Below are 15,387 nucleotides of genomic sequence, written 5' to 3' on the forward strand. Positions count from 1 at the left end.
ACTCTTAGTGTTTCTTCGCGTTATCGAAGGCCGTCTGCTGGGCAGGGGTCGCTTCCGTCTGGTACTTGGCCTTCCATTCGGCGTAAGGCATGCCGTAGATCTCTTCGCGGGCCTGATCCGGGCTGACAGGCAGGCCCATGTCGTCCGCCGCTGCCTTGTACCACTTGGACAGGCAGTTGCGGCAGAACCCGGCAAGATTCATCAGATCGATGTTCTGCACGTCCTTGCGGGTACGCAGGTGCTGCACCAGGGTGCGGAACGCGGCGGCTTCCAGTTCGGTGCGCTGCTCGTCGGTCAGGTTCATCGGCTCGGTCATGGCAGGTCTCTCAACAAGGGCGCATCGGAGGCGCATGGCGGGGCTGGCGAGATTCTAAGAGGCGGGCGATCTGCCAGCAACGCCCGTTGGCCGACTGGCACGGGCGTACTGCTGGCGCCGGACGCTCAGCGCTGGGCAGCGAGGGCGATGGACACCGACTCGGCGAAGCGCAGGGCGTGGGGCTTGTCCACTTCCACTTCGGCGTAGTGCACGGCCGGGTTGGCCATGACCAGGTCGAGCAGCTCCTGGGTCAGGCGCTCGAGCAGGGCGAAGCGGTTCTCTTCCACGTGAGCGATGATCGCCTTGGTGATGGTGCGGTAGTTCAGCGCGTGGTCGATGTCGTTGACCTGCACCGCGTCACCGGCGGGGTAGAGGATGGTGAGGTTGATCAGCACATCCTGCTTGTTGAGGATTTCCTCCTCCTTGATGCCGATGTAGGTGCGCACGCGCAGATCCTTGACCCGGATTCGCGCCATGCCCGGCTCCAGTTGCGTCATTTCACTTGCTCCGTCCGATCAGTTGCAGGAATTCCTGGCGGGTATTGGTGGACGCGCGGAAGGCGCCGAGCATCACCGACGTGTTCATTACCGAGTTCTGCTTCTCCACCCCGCGCATCATCATGCACATGTGCTGCGCCTCGATCACCACCGCCACGCCGGCGGCGCTGGTGACCTGCTGGACCGCCTCGGCGATCTGCCGGGTCAGGCTCTCCTGGATCTGCAGGCGACGCGCGAACATGTCGACGATGCGCGCAACCTTCGACAGGCCCAGCACCTTGCCGGTGGGAATGTACGCCACATGGGCCTTGCCGATGAAGGGCAGCAGGTGGTGTTCGCACAGCGAGTAGAGCTCGATGTCCTTGACGATGACCATCTCGTCATTGTCCGAGGCGAACAGCGCGCCGTTGACGATTTCCTCCAGCGTCTGCCCGTAGCCGTGGCAGAGGTACTGCATGGCCTTGGCCGCGCGCTTGGGGGTGTCCAGCAGACCTTCGCGGGTCGGGTCTTCGCCGAGCCCTTTGAGAATCTCACGGTAGTGGTGAGATATGTCTTCGATCATGGTGGGAGTTCCTCGTGCCCGCGCCGGGCGGGTCATTTGAGGTGCCGGCCGCCGTTGACGGTCAGGGTGGTGCCGGTCACGTAGGGGCTGTCGAGCAGGTAGCGCACGCTCTGGTAGATCACGTCCGGGCCCGGCTCGATGCCCATGGCGGATTTCGCCAGGGTGCGGGCGCGGTAGGCGTCGTCGTCGCCGTCGTTGAACATGATCAGTGCCGGCGCGATGCCGTTGACCTTGATGCGCGGTGCGAGGCTCGCGGCGAAGGACAGCGTGAGGTTGTCCAGGCCGGCTTTGCTGGCGCAGTAGGCGATGCGGTTGGCGCTGCCCTTGCGGGCGACGTCGTCGGAGAGGTGGATGATATCCGCCGGGGCGCCTCGCTCGCTGGCGTCGCGTTCGAGCAATGGCGCGCAACGCAGGTTGATCAGGTAGGGCGCGAGCATGTGCAGGCGGAACAGCGATTCAAAGGCCTGGGCTTCCTCGCCGGGCGTGTCGCCAATCCACGCGGAGGCGTTGTGGAGGATCGCGCGCAGGCTTTGGGTGTGGGATTTCAGCTCGTCGATGAAGGCAAGGATGCCGGCTTCATCGGCCAACTCGGCGTGCAGGCAGGTGGCGCCCAGCTCGCGCAGTTCGGCAATGCCGGGTTTTTCCTGGCGATAGGTCGCGATGACCGGCTGGCCGTCCTGCAGCAGGCGTTTCGCGCAATGCAGGCCGATGCGCTGGCTGGCGCCGGTGATCAGGATGGGGGCTGGGGTCTGGCCCATGCGCGCCTCGCGAAAATCCTTGGAAAGGCCGCGCGAGACAATATCCGAGCGGCCGGGTAGGGCAAAACTATACCAGCCCCGGCGCGGTGCGGCACGGATGGGGCATAATGGGCGGCCTTGTCTTGCCTTGTGGGAGTGAACATGAAAGTCGCCATCCTGTCCGGATCGGTCTACGGCACCGCCGAAGAAGTCGCGCGTCACGCCAAGCGCCTGCTCGAAGCCGCTGGCTTTGAAGCCTGGTTCGACCCCCGCGCCACTCTGGATGCGATGATCGAATTCGCTCCCGAAGCCTTCCTGGTGGTGACCTCCACCACCGGCATGGGCGACCTGCCCGACAGTTTCCAGCCGCTGTTCCACGCCATCCGCGATCGCCTGCCCGCCGACTGGCGCGGTCGCCCTGGCGGCGTGCTGGCGCTGGGCGATTCCAGCTACGGCGATACCTACTGCGGCGGCGGCGAGCAGGTGCGCGAGCTGTTCGCTGAACTGGGGGTAACGGAAGTGGTGCCGATGCTGCGCCTGGATGGCAGCGAGACGGTGGACCAGGAAACCGACTCCGAGCCGTGGCTGGCTGAGTTCATCAGCGCGCTGAAGGCCTGATGCATCCCCGCGCCCGCTACCTGGTCGATACGCTGCAGCTCGCCCCGCACCCCGAGGGCGGTTTCTACCGGCGCGTGTTCGAATCCGCTCTGAAGGGCGCCGATGGCCGGCCACAATCGTCGGCCATTCTCTTTCTCCTGCCTGCCGGCACCGTCAGCCGCTGGCACCGTGTGGATGCTGACGAGCTCTGGCACTTCCACGAAGGTTCGCCACTGGAGTTGCTGACCGCCGACGCTCCGGAGTCCGACGTGCGCATTGAAACCCTTGGCCCGGTGGGCGAGGGCAGTCTGCCGCAACGCGCTGTGCCGGCCCATGCCTGGCAGGCGGCGCGCTGCCTGGGCGATTACGTGCTGGTGGGCTGTACCGTTTCGCCGGCGTTCGAGTTTGCCGGGTTCGGGCTGCTGGCCGATGATGCCGATGCGCAGCGGGCGTGGCCGAAGCTGGTCGGTGAGTTTCCCGAGCTGCTCTGATCAGGTTCGCGAGCAAGCTCGCTCCTACAGGTTGGCACCTGAACGCTCTCTTGTAGGAGCGAGCTTGCTCGCGAACCCGCATCACGCCGTGCCCGCCGGATGCAACGGCATCTCCAGCATCAATCCTAGCCACGCCTTGGCCGCATTCGACAGATACGCATCACGCCGCCAGATGAAGCTGATATCCCAATGCAGGTCCGGTTGGCTCAGCAGCACGCGCACCAGCCCTGGCCGCTCCAGATCCTTTGCCACCACGCGCGGCAGCAGTACCACGCCTTGCCCGGCGGCGACCAGTGCGCCGAGAAAATCTGCCTGACCGCTGCGGCCGCCTTCCTTTGGCTCGAAACCAGCCTCGCGGCAGGCGCGCAGCAAGCGGTCGTTGAGCGTGAAACTCTGCTGGTAGAGCAGGAAAGGCGTATCGGACAGCTCCTTCAGCGCCAGGCTTTCCCGCCCGGCCAACGGGTGGGCGGAGGGTAGCAGGACGTCCAGCGGCTCGTTGCAGAAGGGCTGCCAGTCGAAGCCGGGATCGTCCGGTGTGAGGCCGCCGCCCAGCTCCAGTTCGCCGCTGTGGACCATCTCTTCCATGGTCTTGCTGCCGCCCTCGATCAGGTGCACGTCGATGTTCGGGTAGCGTCGCCGGTATTCGGCGAAGCGCCCGGCGAACAGCGCGTCGGCGCCCAGCAGCGGCAGGCCCAGACGCAGTTCGCCGCGGTGCAACTGGGTAAGGTCATCCAGCTCGGTGTGCAGTTCGCGGCGCAGGCGCAGCATGTCTTCGGCGCGGCGCAGTACTACTTCGCCGGCGGCGGTCAGGCGAATGTGCGGGCCGCTGCGCTCCAGCAGTTGCACGCGCAGGCTCTGCTCCAGCTGGGCGACCTGCTTGCTGACCGCCGACTGGCTGGCGTTCAGGTGCACCGCCGCCTGGGTGAAGCTGCCGTGGCGCACGACTTCGGCGAAGGTGCGCAGCTGCTTGAATTCCATTCTGGAATGGCTCCGATTCGATCTATTCGCTTTGGGGATGATAGGCGCGGGCGTAGGCTTTGCGCCATTCCAAACCGATTTCTCCACCCGCTCAACGCATCGAGATCGCCGCCATGTTCCGCCGCGCCGCCCGCCTGATTTTCGAACTCGCCGTCCTCGCCGCCTTCTGGTGGGTCGGCGGCTGGATCGCCACGCTCACCGGCCTGCCGCTGCCGGGCGGGGTGATCGGTCTGGCGCTGCTGCTGGTGCTGTTCGCCTGCGGCGCGATCCGCCCGGCTCTGCTGCAGGGCGGTGCCGGCCTGCTGCTGGCGGAGATGCTGTTGTTCTTCATCCCCGCGCTGATGAGCCTGCTGGATTATGGCCCGCTGCTGCGCAGCGACGGCTGGAAGATTCTGCTGGTGATCACCGCCAGCACCGTGATGGTGATGCTCTCCACCGCGCTGGCGGTGGAATGGATGTGCAACAGGAGTTCGCGCCATGAGCCTCGATAAGCAAGCCCTGTTCTGGTTGGCCGTCACCCTCGGCGGATACCTGCTCAGCCGTACCCTCTACCGCCGCTTCCAGCAGTACTGGCTCTCGCCCATCGTCTTCGTCCCGGTGCTGCTGTTTGCCCTGGCGATCCCGATGCAGGCGCGCTACGCCGACTACGCCCGTGACACCAGTTGGCTGGTGGCGCTGCTCGGCCCGGCCACCGTGGCCTTCGCCATTCCGATCTGGCAGCAGCGCGCCTTGCTCGCCCGCCATTGGCCGGCCCTGCTGACCGGCATGCTGGCCGGTACCACCATGGCCATCGGCAGTTCCTGGGCGCTGGCCCACGCGCTGGCGCTGGACGGCCAGGTGACCCTGTCGCTGATCCCGCGCTCAATCACCACGCCGTTCGCCATGGAGATGTCCCACGACCTGGGTGGCGTTCCTGCGTTGACCGCCGCTTTCGTGATGATCACCGGGGTATTTGGTGCGCTGATCGGTGGTGTACTGATGAAACTGCTGCACCTGCGCTCCGCCCTGGCCCGTGGCGCGCTGCTGGGCGTTGGCGCCCACGGGGCGGGCACCAGTCGGGCTTATGAGTTCGGCGGGGAAGAAGGTTCGGCGGCGGGGCTGTTGATGGTGCTGACCGGGCTGTTCAACCTGCTGATGGCGCCGGTCCTGACCTGGTGCCTGTAGGGAGGCTCAGCTCAGTTGGTAGGCATCGAGCATGCGCGAGGTGTCGGTGGGAGAGTTGAACATCATCACGTCGATGATCGACAGGCCCGCCTCGAAGGTCGGGCGCTTCTGTTCATAGGGCGTGATCTTCGGCTCCTGGAAGCGCAGGGTCAGCCCGGCGGCGTCGTACTTGCTGCGGTCGAAGAAGCTCTGCCCGCCCGGCGGGTTCCAGTACTCCTCCACATTGCCCAGCGCCTTGCAGATGTTCAGCGCCCATTCGTCCGGCGCGGTCGGCCGCTCCATCGGCAGTTCCATGCGCGAGAGCACCGGCATCTGCCGCGGGAAGCCGAGGTAGGAGCAGGTCGCCTCCAGGGTGCACTTGTTAAGCGAGACGATGTCCTCGAAGGGGTGATCCAGCGAGGCGGCGATCATCTCCCGTACGTCGCGGTAATAGGGCGCGACCTTGCGGTACACGTCCAGTTGCGAGAACAGGGTGCGGCGCCAATCCTGGCGGTTGTCCAGGAGCACGTCCTTGATCAGCGTCTCTCGGTGGTGCTTGATCCGCGGCACGCGGATATATGACCAGCCGTCCTGCTGCTTGAGGATGCGATTGCGCTCGATCCAGCCGTGGTGGATGTATTGCACGGTGTCGAACAGGACGAACAGGTCGGTGTGCTTGATCAGGCTGAAGTAGCCCAGGTATGGGAAGAAATAGGGCTGCATGATGGCGGTTCGTTTCACGTCGGCTGCCTCGTTTGCCGAACTGGAGTCTCCTCCCGACTCCCGGGTACTTCTCGAACGCATTGCGAAAGATATTGCGAAATGTTGCCAAATGAGTCGGCGACGCCGAAAGGGGCGCCGGGGCAGGGATGAAATTCGCGCACGCTTCCGCCAGCCCTGACGTGCGAGCTGGCTGCCGCACTGTCTGGATAGCGCTTTTGGAGGGAGTCGCCGGGGCGCCGTGTCTTACTGCGCCGTTGGAACCGACTTTGCCCACTATAGGTTGGGAAACCGCTTGCGCAAGGCAAGTTGTCGGCCCGTGCTTATAGGGGAACATTCGCCAGACACTGCCAGAGGAAACTGTCAGTTCCGTGACAGTCGATACCCCGCCGCGCTGACTAGACTGCGCCATCTAACAACAACGAAGAGGCTACCGACCATGCACGCCGCTCATCCGCTGCCCACCGTGAACGTCAAGGATCAGGTCTCCGCCGCCGAATGGCAGACCCGCGTCGACCTCGCCGCCTGCTACCGGCTGATCGCCCTGCAGGGCTGGGACGATCTGATCTTCACCCACATCTCCGCCAAGGTCCCCGGCACCGAGGACTTCCTGATCAACCCCTACGGCATGATGTTCCACGAGATCACCGCGTCGAGCCTGGTGAAGGTGGACGCCTCGGGCAAGAAGCTGATGGACAGCCCGTACGACATCAACCCGGCCGGCTACACCATCCACAGCGCCATCCACGATGTCCGCCACGATGTCGCCTGCGTCCTGCACACCCACACTGCCGCCGGTATTGCTGTCTCCGCGCAGAAGCAGGGCCTGCTGCCGATTTCCCAGCAATCGTTGTTCGTCCTTTCCAGCCTGGCCTACCACGGCTACGAGGGCGTGGCGCTGAACCATGACGAGAAGGCACGCCTGCAGGCGGACCTGGGCGAAGCCAACTTCATGATCCTGCCCAACCACGGCCTGCTGACCTGCTCGGCGACCATCGCCGACACCTTCCTGATGATGTTCACCCTGCAGCGCGCCTGCGAGATCCAGGTGCTGGCCCAGGGCGGCGGCGCCGAACTGATCATGATCCCGCAGCAGATTCTCGATGGCGCCCGCGCCATGGCCGCCGCCGTGACCAAGAGCAAGCAGGGCATGGGCGGCGCGCTGGCGTGGCCGGCACTGCTGCGCAAGCTGGACCTGCAGAACCCCGGCTACCGCGACTGATGGCGCTGGCCGGCATCGCCCTGCGCGACTGGCGCGCGCAGGGCCGCGACTTCACCTTCCGTGCCAATGATCGGCAAGACAGGGCAATACGTTACTGGAGCGCCGGCAGCGGCGCTCCACTGCTGCTGGTCCACGGTTTCCCTACCGCCTCCTGGGACTGGCATTACCTTTGGCAACCGCTGGCCGAGCGGTATCGGTTGATCGCCTGCGACATGCTCGGCTTCGGCGATTCGGCCAAACCCAAGGGGCATGACTACCGCATCCTCGAACAGGCCGACCTGCAACAGGCGTTGCTGGAGCACCTGGGCGTGCATGAGCCGGTTCACCTGCTGGTGCATGACTACGGCAACAGTGTCGGCCAGGAGCTGCTGGCGCGGCACGAGGAAGGCGGTTTCGCCCTGGCGTCGCTCGTCTTCCTCAATGGCGGGCTGTTCCCGGAGACCCACCGCGCGGTGTTGTCGCAGAAACTGCTGCTCAGCCCCTTCGGTTCGCTGTTCGGCCGGCTGTTCGACCGCAAGCGCCTGGCGCAGAACTTCGCCAAGGTGTTCGGCCCGCAGACTCAACCGTCCGAAGCGGAGCTGGATGCCTTCTGGGAGCTGATCCGCCATAACGACGGGCCGCGCGTCATGCACCGGCTGATCCACTACATCCTGGACCGTCGCCAGCACCGCGAACGTTGGGTCGGCGCGATGCAACGCACGTCGGTGCCGCTGCGCCTGATCGACGGCCCGGAGGATCCAATCTCCGGCGCGCACATGGTGGAGCGTTACCGCGAACTGATCCCGCAGCCGGACACCGTCGAACTGCCCGGTATCGGCCACTACCCGCAGGTCGAGGCGCCGGAGCAGGTGCTACAGCATTATCTGGCGTTCCGACAGGAACGGGCACCGTAGTTAAGGACCGATCCACCTGCAGATTCGGAACTGACTGATAGATCGGCCCTGAGTGGCAGCGGTAGCTTCCCCGGTTTTTGTCCAGCCGGAGGTCGCTGCCATGCCACTCAAATCCGTCATTCCTGTCCGCCAGCCGCAGGGTTCGCTGCTGTACCGGGCACTGCTGCACCTGCGTCGGGATTTCGCCTTCGTCGCCATTCCCGTGCTCCTGGTGCTGGTCGGCGCCTGCGCGGCCGGCGGCTACTACGCCTGGATCACGCAGAACTGGGTGCCCGCCGCCCTCGGCGCGCTGGCACTGTTGCCGGCTTTCGGCCTGCTGCTGTTCTGGAGCGAGTACGACTGGTGGCTGTTCAAGCTCGGCCCGCGCGATGACCTGAACATGCCGATGCGCTGACGGATCATCCCCTGGCCTTATCGAGCACCATTCAGCCTTGGTCGTCTTGGTTGTGACCGGATCGTGACTGCCGGACACTCGAAAAAAACCATTCTGCCTGGAGCCCCAATCATGAGTGATGCCCTGCGTTTCGACGGAAAAGTCGTGATCGTTACCGGAGCCGGTGGCGGCATCGGCCGTGCCCACGCCCTGCTGTTCGCCAAGCACGGCGCCAAGGTGGTGGTGAACGATCTGGGTGGTAGTACTCACGGTGAGGGCGCCAATGCCTCGGCTGCCGACCGTGTGGTCGCGGAAATCCGCGAAGCGGGCGGCACTGCGATTGCCAACCACGATTCGGTGACCGACGGCGAGAAGATCGTCCGCCAGGCCGTCGAGGAATTCGGCCGCATCGACGTGGTGGTGAACAACGCCGGCATCCTGCGCGACAAGACCTTCCACAAGATGGAAGACGCCGACTGGGACCTGGTCTACAAGGTCCACGTCGAGGGCGCCTACAAGGTGACCCGCGCGGCCTGGCCATTCATGCGCGAGCAGGGCTACGGCCGGGTGATCTTCACCTCGTCCACCTCCGGCATCTACGGCAACTTCGGCCAGAGCAACTACGGCATGGCCAAGCTGGGCCTCTACGGCCTGACCCGCAACCTCGCCATCGAAGGTCGCAAGAACAACATCTTCGTCAACGCCATCGCCCCCACCGGCGGTACCCGGATGACCGAAGGCCTGATCCCGCCGCAAGTGTTCGAAGCGCTCAAGCCCGAGCTGGTCAGCCCGCTGGTGGTGTACCTGGGCAGCGAGGCCTGCCAGGAAACCTCCGGCCTGTTCGAAGTGGGCGGCGGCTGGATCGGTAAGGTGCGCTGGGAGCGCAGCCTGGGAGTGGGCTTCGACCCGCGCGAGGGCTTCAGCGTCGAGGACGTGGCGGCCAACTTCGCGCAGATCTGCGACTTCGAGAACGCCGCGCATCCCAAGGACAATGTCGAAGCATTGCGCGAGATGATGGCCAACCTGCAGAAATACGCCGGTTGATCCGGCCAGCCTGACCGGCGGAACGGCCAGCGGGGCTGTTCCACGGCGGCGAACGCAGTAAGGTGAAAGGGCCGGCTCAAAGCCGGCCCTTTGCTTTTCTGCTTCCCGGCCCGAGGAGTTCGCCATGAGCGTGATAATCCAGAAGAACGGCCCGGTGACCACCCTGGTCATCGCCCGCCCTGCGGTGCGTAACGCCGTGGACCGGCCTACCGCCCAGGCGCTGGCCGATGCCCTGCGCGAGTTCGAGCTGGACGAGCAGGCCCGCGTCGCCGTGCTGACCGGCGCCGGCGGGACCTTCTGCGCAGGCGCGGACCTCGCCGCCGTGGCCGAGAACGGTGAGCGGCGCAACCGCCTGGAAACCGAAGGTGATGCGCCCATGGGGCCAAGCCGCATGCAACTGTCCAAGCCGCTGATTGCCGCCATCGAAGGCTACGCCGTGGCCGGCGGACTGGAGCTGGCGTTGCTGGCGGACTTGCGGGTAATGGCCGAGGACGCCGTGTGCGGGGTGTTCTGCCGACGCTTCGGCGTGCCGCTGATCGACGGCGGCACCGTGCGCTTGCCGCGCATTGTCGGCCAGGGCCGGGCGCTGGACCTGATCCTCACCGGCCGCCCGGTGGGGGCGCAGGAAGCGTTCGCCATGGGGCTGGCCAATCGCGTGGTGGCGAGCGGGACGGCGCTGGAAGCGGCGGAGGAACTGGCGCGGGAGATCGCCGACTTCCCGCAGCGCTGCATGCTGGCGGATCGGGCGAGCGTGTTCGCGCAATGGGAGCTCTCGTTCGACGTGGCGCTGGCCAACGAATTCCAGGGCGGGATGGCGGTGATCGAAAGCGGCGAGACCGTGGACGGGGCTAAACGCTTCGCCGACGGGGAAGGGCGGCACGGGAAGTTCTGATCAAGGTGACGTTGTGACTGTAGGAGCGAGCTTGCTCGCGAAATTGCCCAGCGCTGGCGCTGCCGGTGAATCGGCTTCGCGAGCAAGCTCGCTCCTACGAAGAGCAGGTCAGTCGCGCTCGATGATCACATAGGTCTTGCGGGTGGTTTCCTGAATGTCCCAGATGCCCAGGCTGTTCTGCGGCAGCAGGAAGGCGTCGCCGGCCTGGAAGGCGATCGGTTCGCCGCCGTCCGGGGTGAAGGTGCCGCGGCCGGAGATGAAGTGGCAGAACTCCTGCTCGACGATCTGGCGGCGCCAGCGACCGGGGGTGCATTCCCAGATGCCGGTTTCCACGCCGTCGGGGCGTTCGATGGATTCCACTCGGGTTTCCGAGATCGGCTCGCCCAGGGGCACGGCCACCGGGTTGGCTTCACCGAGTTGCGCGTGCAGGGTGTCTTTCAAGTGGGTCAGTTTCATACGGGGCTCCAGTGGGGTTCTTTATCGGAGGGGCGGCGCTTCAGCCGACCTTCCAGGTCATCAGGTTTTCCATGCTGGCGGCGACCTTCTCGGCCAGCCGGCGGCGCCAGGGTGCGCTGTGGGGGTTGGCCAGCACATCGTCCTCGTGCACGAAGCTGCGGATGATGGCGTTGTAGCCGATCCAGCGGCAGGGTTCGGGCTCCCAGCCACGCAGGCCGTCCTGCACGCTGCGGTCGTTGATGACCCACGGCTGGCGGGTGAGGGCGCTGTCCTGGCCGAGGATCAGGTCGGCAAGGGTGCGGCCGCCCAGGTTGGTGGCGCCGACACCTTCGCCGCCGTAGCCGCCGGCGAGCGCTATGCCGTTGCGGCGGTCGATCAGCATGTGCGGGTGGAAGCGCCGCGACATGCCCAGGTTGCCGCCCCAGGTATGAGTAATGCGCACGTCCTTGAGTTGCGGGAACAGCTCGCTGAACAGGTAGCGGCGCAGCTCCACTTCATCGTTGGTCAGGCTGAAGTCGTTGCGCAGCTTGCCGCCGAAGCGGTAGCCGCCGCGAGCGCCGAAGGCCAGGCGGTTGTCCGGGGTGCGCTGGCCGTAGGTGACCTGGCGGCTGAATTCGCTGAAGGCCTGGCCCTTGTCGAGGCCGATCTCCGCCCAGACCGATTCAGGCAGTGGCTCGGTGGCCACCAGCAGGCTCTGTACCGGCAACTGGTAGTTGCCCAGCGGCGGCAGGTCGGCGGCATAGCCTTCGATGGCTGGCACCACCCATTGGGCTTTCAGTTCGCCCTGGTCGGTGCGCAGCAGGCCGGGTGCCCAATGGGTGACGCGGCTCTTCTCGAAAATCTGCGTGCCCTGGCGTTCCACGGCGCGAGCCAGGCCACGGACCAGCTTGGCCGGGTCGATGGTGGCGCAGTGCGGGGTGTGGATGGCGCCCAGCGCGCTGGGAATGCGCAGTTGCTCGGCCAGCTCGCTCTTGCTCAGCCAGCGGTAGTCGTCTTCGGTCAGGCCTTCGGCGTGCAGGTGGGCGAGGTACTCGCGCAGGCGGGTTTCCTGCTCCGGATAGCGCGCGGCGGTATAGAGCACACCGGCCTTGCGGTAGTCGCAGTCGATACCTTCGCGGTCGAGGACGCGGGCCACTTCATCGGGGATGTCGTGCAGCAGGTCATAGGATGCGCGGCGCTGCTCGGGCGACAGGCCGGCGAGCAGGCGGTCTTCGCCGAGCATGTTGCCCATCAGCCAGCCGCCGTTGCGGCCCGAGGCGCCGAAGCCGGCGGTCTCGGCCTCGACGATGGCGATCTTCAGCTGCGGTGCGCGCAGCTTCAGGTAGTAGGCGGTCCACAGGCCGGTGTAACCGGCGCCGGCGATGGCCACATCGACGTCCAGGGTGCCCTGCAGGGACGGCCGCGGAACGAGATCATCGTCCAGCTGGTTCATCCACAGACTGATATGACGCCATGCCGACATAGACGACTCCAAAAGGAAGAGGGGGGAATGTCGGCAAGCCTAGATTTGGCGCGGGGTTCTGTCGTGCGCGCGGGTACGCGAGGATTGCTCGCGTACCCGCCGGCAGGGGCGCATCAGGCCTCTGCCTGTTCCTCGCGCAGGCGCTTGAGGTACTCGCGGGGGGACTGGCCGGTCTGCTGGCGGAAGCAGCGATAGAAGGCCGAGAGCGAGTTGAAGCCGGCGGAGAAGGCCAGCTCGTCGATGCGCGAGGGCAGCGGCGGGCGCAGTTGGCTGAGCAGGTGGGTCAGGCGCGTCTGGTTGACGTACTGATAGAAGCTCAGGCCCATCACCTGGTTGAGCAGGTAGGAAATCTGGTTGCGTGTGTAGCCGGTGGCGGTGGCCACCTGGGTCAGGTCGAGGTCCGGCGCCAGGTACGGCTGGCTCTTGCTGAAGTAGTCCTCCAGGTCGCTGGCCAACTGGCTGAGCTGGCGCGGCGAGAGACCCAGACGGCTGGTGGCCGGACGCGGGTCGATGGCCTGCGGACGGCTTTCGCCGCCTTCGCGTACCACCGAGGCGTATTCGTTGATGCGCCAGATCAGGCCATCACGCACGGTGATCGCTTCGCTGGAATGGAAGGTCGCCAGACGCCCGCTCAGGGTCACCGCGATGCGGTACTGGATGAAGGCGGTGTCGCCGTCCACGCGGATGCGGTCGATGTGGTCGAGGAATTCTTCCGGGCGGCTGGGCATGGTGCCCTGCACGTAGTCGCGCAGGTCGGTGTAGCCCAGGGTGCGGTTCTGGAAGAAGTCGTTGTACTGCACCTGCGGGTGATACAGCGCGAGCACCGCTTCGAGGTCGCGATGCTTCCAGCACTGGTGGTAGCGCAGCACCACCTCGCGGGTCTGCTCGGTGAGGTGGCTGTCGGTCGGGCGTTGGTCGATGGCATGCATAGGGGGCTAAGGATGCCCCAGACGGCGCTTCTCGGGTAGTGGCAAAGCACCTGCCGGGTGCAAGGCACTATCCATCGTCTCGATGATCCGTCATCGCCTGCACCAATATCGCCCGCCAGAGCCCGTCCCAGAGGGGGGATTCACTCTTTCGGGCGACACGCCAAATACCACCTTGGAGCGCTTACTCCCTGTCAGGTCGCTCAGTAGGGTAAGGCCACCTAGACACCGTCAGGAGAGCCGCATGACAACAAAAACAAGGCGCGGATTCTTCCAACCGCAACTTCTCGCCACTGCTGTCGCCCTGGGATGCGCCACCCAGGCTCAGGCAATCAACTTCAATATCGGGGAAATCGAAGGACAGTTCGATTCCAGTCTGTCCGTGGGGGCCAGCTGGAGTACCCAGAGTCCGAAAGAGGATCTGATCGGTGCCGCCAACGGCGGCCACGGCATGACCCAGACCAACGACGATGGCCGGCAGAACTTCCGCAAGGGCCATACCTTCTCGAAGATCTTCAAGGGCATCCACGACCTGGAGCTGAAGTACGGGGACTTCGGCGTGTTCACCCGGGGCAAGTACTGGTATGACTTCCGCCTGAAGGACGAGGGCGTTGCCTTCAAGGATCTTTCGGACGACGGCCGCAAGGAAGGCGCCAAGTCTTCCGGTGCGCAGCTGCTCGATGCCTTCGGCTACTACAACTACGCCATCGCCGACATGCCGGGCACCGTGCGCCTGGGCAAGCAGGTGGTGAGCTGGGGTGAAAGCACCTTCATCGGCAACAGCATCAACACCATCAACCCCATCGATGTCTCTGCCTTCCGCCGTCCTGGTTCGGAAATCAAGGAAGGCCTGATCCCGGTGAACATGCTGTACATGTCGCAGAGCCTGACCGACGCGCTGTCCGTGGAAGGCTTCTACCAGCTGGAGTGGGACCAGACGGTGCTGGACAACTGCGGCACGTTCTTCTCTACCACCGACGTTGCTGCCGACGGTTGCAACACCAACTACAACATCCTCGACCCGGCTACGGTCAATTCGCTGAATGCGCCGGCGACCAAGGCACTGCTCAATTCCCTGGGTGTTACCGTCACCCCCGAGGGCCTGATGGTGCCGCGTGGTGCCGACCGTGACGCACGTGACTCCGGTCAGTGGGGCCTGGCCCTGCGCTGGCTGGGCGACGACGTGGAATACGGCGCCTACGCCATGAACTACCACAGCCGTACGCCGATCGTGAGCATGAAGAACGCCGGCACCGCCGACATCGGCAATGTCCTGCGCGCGCTCTCCGTGCCCGGTGGCGCCGCGCTGGCCCAGCCGCTGCTGCTGGGGCGTGGCAACTACTTCCTGGAGTACCCGGAAGACATCCGCCTGTACGGTCTGAGCTTCTCCACCACCCTGCCCACCGGTACTGCGTGGAACGGCGAGATCAGCTACCGGCCGAACATGCCGCTGCAGCTCAATACCACCGACATGACGCCGTTGCTCGCCACTACCGTGGTCGGCGGCTTCACCAGTGGTGGTGCGGCCGGCGCGCTGGCTCAGGCCAACCGCATCAGCCACGGCTACGTGCGCAAGGAAGTGACCCAGGCACAGACCACCTTCACCCACTTCTTCGACCAGACCATGGGCGCGGACCGCCTCACTCTGGTGGGCGAAGTCGGCATGACCTACGTTGGCGGCATGACCGATGAAGTCGGCGAGCGCTACGGTCGTGACTCGGTCTACGGCGTACCGGAGAACGCCACCGCGCGGAACGAGTACGGCAGCGGCGGCTTCTACACCTCGTCGTCCTGGGGTTATCGCGCCCGCGCCATCTGGGACTACAACAACGTCTTCGCCGGGGTGAACCTCAAGCCGAACCTCGCCTGGTCCCACGACGTGCACGGCTACGGCCCGGTCTTCAACGAGGGCAGCAAGGCTGCCAGCCTCGGTATCGACGCGGACTACCAGAACACCTACACCGCGAGCCTGAACTACACGAACTTCTTTGGCGGCGACTACAACACCATCGTCGACCGGGACTTCGTTTCGCTCAGCTTCGGCGTGAACTTCTGACCTGCCTGCTCAAGGAATCGAC

Annotated in this window: 19 protein-coding genes; 10 read left to right on the forward strand and 9 right to left on the reverse strand. The window is 65.3% G+C overall.

Annotation, left to right across the window (positions count from 1 at the left end):
- Positions 1 to 4 precede the first annotated feature (4 nt).
- The 4 genes from AC2T4A_RS10340 to folM all read right to left on the reverse strand — a co-directional run bounded on the left by AC2T4A_RS10340 (position 5) and on the right by folM (position 2,133).
- Positions 5 to 316 (reverse strand): DUF1244 domain-containing protein, encoded by a 312-nt coding sequence (locus AC2T4A_RS10340; protein WP_138522088.1) that lies wholly within the window; start codon positions 314 to 316, stop codon positions 5 to 7.
- A gap of 125 nt (positions 317 to 441) precedes the next feature.
- A complete protein-coding gene (gene folX / locus AC2T4A_RS10345; protein WP_416744728.1) occupies positions 442 to 813 on the reverse strand; it encodes a dihydroneopterin triphosphate 2'-epimerase in 372 nt (123 codons plus the stop codon).
- A 1-nt stretch (position 814) separates the two neighbouring features.
- Entirely contained in the window at positions 815 to 1,375 is a 561-nt protein-coding gene (gene folE / locus AC2T4A_RS10350) for a GTP cyclohydrolase I FolE (protein WP_416744727.1), read from the reverse strand.
- A gap of 32 nt (positions 1,376 to 1,407) precedes the next feature.
- Complete coding sequence (gene folM, locus AC2T4A_RS10355; RefSeq protein WP_416744726.1) at positions 1,408 to 2,133, reverse strand: dihydromonapterin reductase; 726 nt, start codon at positions 2,131 to 2,133, stop codon at positions 1,408 to 1,410.
- A 141-nt stretch (positions 2,134 to 2,274) separates the two neighbouring features.
- On the opposite strand from folM, the gene AC2T4A_RS10360 reads away from it, so the two are divergent.
- On the forward strand, positions 2,275 to 2,730 hold the full coding sequence (locus tag AC2T4A_RS10360; protein WP_486743233.1) for a flavodoxin: 456 nt from the start codon (positions 2,275 to 2,277) through the stop codon (positions 2,728 to 2,730).
- Positions 2,730 to 3,200: a cupin domain-containing protein gene (locus AC2T4A_RS10365; RefSeq protein WP_486743234.1), complete on the forward strand. Its 471-nt coding sequence runs from the start codon at positions 2,730 to 2,732 to the stop codon at positions 3,198 to 3,200. Before AC2T4A_RS10360 ends, AC2T4A_RS10365 begins: the two co-directional genes overlap by 1 nt.
- Positions 3,201 to 3,281: 81 nt before the next feature.
- Here the strand turns inward: AC2T4A_RS10365 and AC2T4A_RS10370 are convergent, their stop codons facing one another.
- Positions 3,282 to 4,178 (reverse strand): LysR family transcriptional regulator, encoded by an 897-nt coding sequence (locus AC2T4A_RS10370; RefSeq protein WP_486743235.1) that lies wholly within the window; start codon positions 4,176 to 4,178, stop codon positions 3,282 to 3,284.
- A gap of 113 nt (positions 4,179 to 4,291) precedes the next feature.
- Here AC2T4A_RS10370 and AC2T4A_RS10375 point away from each other — a divergent pair, with 113 nt between their 5' ends.
- The gene (locus AC2T4A_RS10375) at positions 4,292 to 4,669 is read left to right on the forward strand and encodes a CidA/LrgA family protein (RefSeq protein WP_416744722.1); all 378 of its coding nucleotides are present in this window, start codon (positions 4,292 to 4,294) and stop codon (positions 4,667 to 4,669) included.
- A complete protein-coding gene (locus tag AC2T4A_RS10380; RefSeq protein WP_486743236.1) occupies positions 4,656 to 5,342 on the forward strand; it encodes an LrgB family protein in 687 nt (228 codons plus the stop codon). The genes AC2T4A_RS10375 and AC2T4A_RS10380 overlap by 14 nt, the downstream gene beginning before the upstream one ends.
- Before the next feature lie 6 nt (positions 5,343 to 5,348).
- Here the strand turns inward: AC2T4A_RS10380 and AC2T4A_RS10385 are convergent, their stop codons facing one another.
- Entirely contained in the window at positions 5,349 to 6,062 is a 714-nt protein-coding gene (locus tag AC2T4A_RS10385; protein ID WP_486743237.1) for a WbqC family protein, read from the reverse strand.
- Positions 6,063 to 6,480: 418 nt separating this feature from the next.
- On the opposite strand from AC2T4A_RS10385, the gene AC2T4A_RS10390 reads away from it, so the two are divergent.
- The 5 genes from AC2T4A_RS10390 to AC2T4A_RS10410 all read left to right on the forward strand — a co-directional run bounded on the left by AC2T4A_RS10390 (position 6,481) and on the right by AC2T4A_RS10410 (position 10,465).
- Positions 6,481 to 7,263, forward strand: a complete 783-nt coding sequence (locus tag AC2T4A_RS10390; protein ID WP_024762699.1) for a class II aldolase/adducin family protein — start codon at positions 6,481 to 6,483, stop codon at positions 7,261 to 7,263.
- On the forward strand, positions 7,263 to 8,156 hold the full coding sequence (locus AC2T4A_RS10395; RefSeq protein ID WP_486743238.1) for an alpha/beta fold hydrolase: 894 nt from the start codon (positions 7,263 to 7,265) through the stop codon (positions 8,154 to 8,156). Before AC2T4A_RS10390 ends, AC2T4A_RS10395 begins: the two co-directional genes overlap by 1 nt.
- Positions 8,157 to 8,256: 100 nt before the next feature.
- The gene (locus AC2T4A_RS10400) at positions 8,257 to 8,550 is read left to right on the forward strand and encodes a hypothetical protein (protein WP_416744717.1); all 294 of its coding nucleotides are present in this window, start codon (positions 8,257 to 8,259) and stop codon (positions 8,548 to 8,550) included.
- Between the two features lie 111 nt (positions 8,551 to 8,661).
- Complete coding sequence (locus AC2T4A_RS10405) at positions 8,662 to 9,573, forward strand: SDR family oxidoreductase (protein ID WP_081516240.1); 912 nt, start codon at positions 8,662 to 8,664, stop codon at positions 9,571 to 9,573.
- 124 nt (positions 9,574 to 9,697) lie between these two features.
- Positions 9,698 to 10,465 carry a crotonase/enoyl-CoA hydratase family protein gene (locus AC2T4A_RS10410; RefSeq protein ID WP_478377837.1) on the forward strand — a complete coding sequence of 256 codons (768 nt, stop codon included), beginning with the start codon at positions 9,698 to 9,700 and terminating at the stop codon, positions 10,463 to 10,465.
- Positions 10,466 to 10,573: 108 nt separating this feature from the next.
- Here the strand turns inward: AC2T4A_RS10410 and AC2T4A_RS10415 are convergent, their stop codons facing one another.
- The 3 genes from AC2T4A_RS10415 to AC2T4A_RS10425 all read right to left on the reverse strand — a co-directional run bounded on the left by AC2T4A_RS10415 (position 10,574) and on the right by AC2T4A_RS10425 (position 13,249).
- Positions 10,574 to 10,921, reverse strand: a complete 348-nt coding sequence (locus tag AC2T4A_RS10415; protein WP_045210828.1) for a cupin domain-containing protein — start codon at positions 10,919 to 10,921, stop codon at positions 10,574 to 10,576.
- 40 nt (positions 10,922 to 10,961) lie between these two features.
- Positions 10,962 to 12,383 carry an NAD(P)/FAD-dependent oxidoreductase gene (locus AC2T4A_RS10420; protein ID WP_416744714.1) on the reverse strand — a complete coding sequence of 474 codons (1,422 nt, stop codon included), beginning with the start codon at positions 12,381 to 12,383 and terminating at the stop codon, positions 10,962 to 10,964.
- 113 nt (positions 12,384 to 12,496) lie between these two features.
- A complete protein-coding gene (locus AC2T4A_RS10425) occupies positions 12,497 to 13,249 on the reverse strand; it encodes an AraC family transcriptional regulator (protein WP_416744956.1) in 753 nt (250 codons plus the stop codon).
- A 304-nt stretch (positions 13,250 to 13,553) separates the two neighbouring features.
- On the opposite strand from AC2T4A_RS10425, the gene AC2T4A_RS10430 reads away from it, so the two are divergent.
- Positions 13,554 to 15,365 (forward strand): DUF1302 domain-containing protein, encoded by a 1,812-nt coding sequence (locus AC2T4A_RS10430; protein ID WP_416744713.1) that lies wholly within the window; start codon positions 13,554 to 13,556, stop codon positions 15,363 to 15,365.
- Positions 15,366 to 15,387: the final 22 nt, after the last annotated feature.

The sequence above is a fragment of the Pseudomonas sp. PVC-3-1 genome (assembly GCF_057444315.1).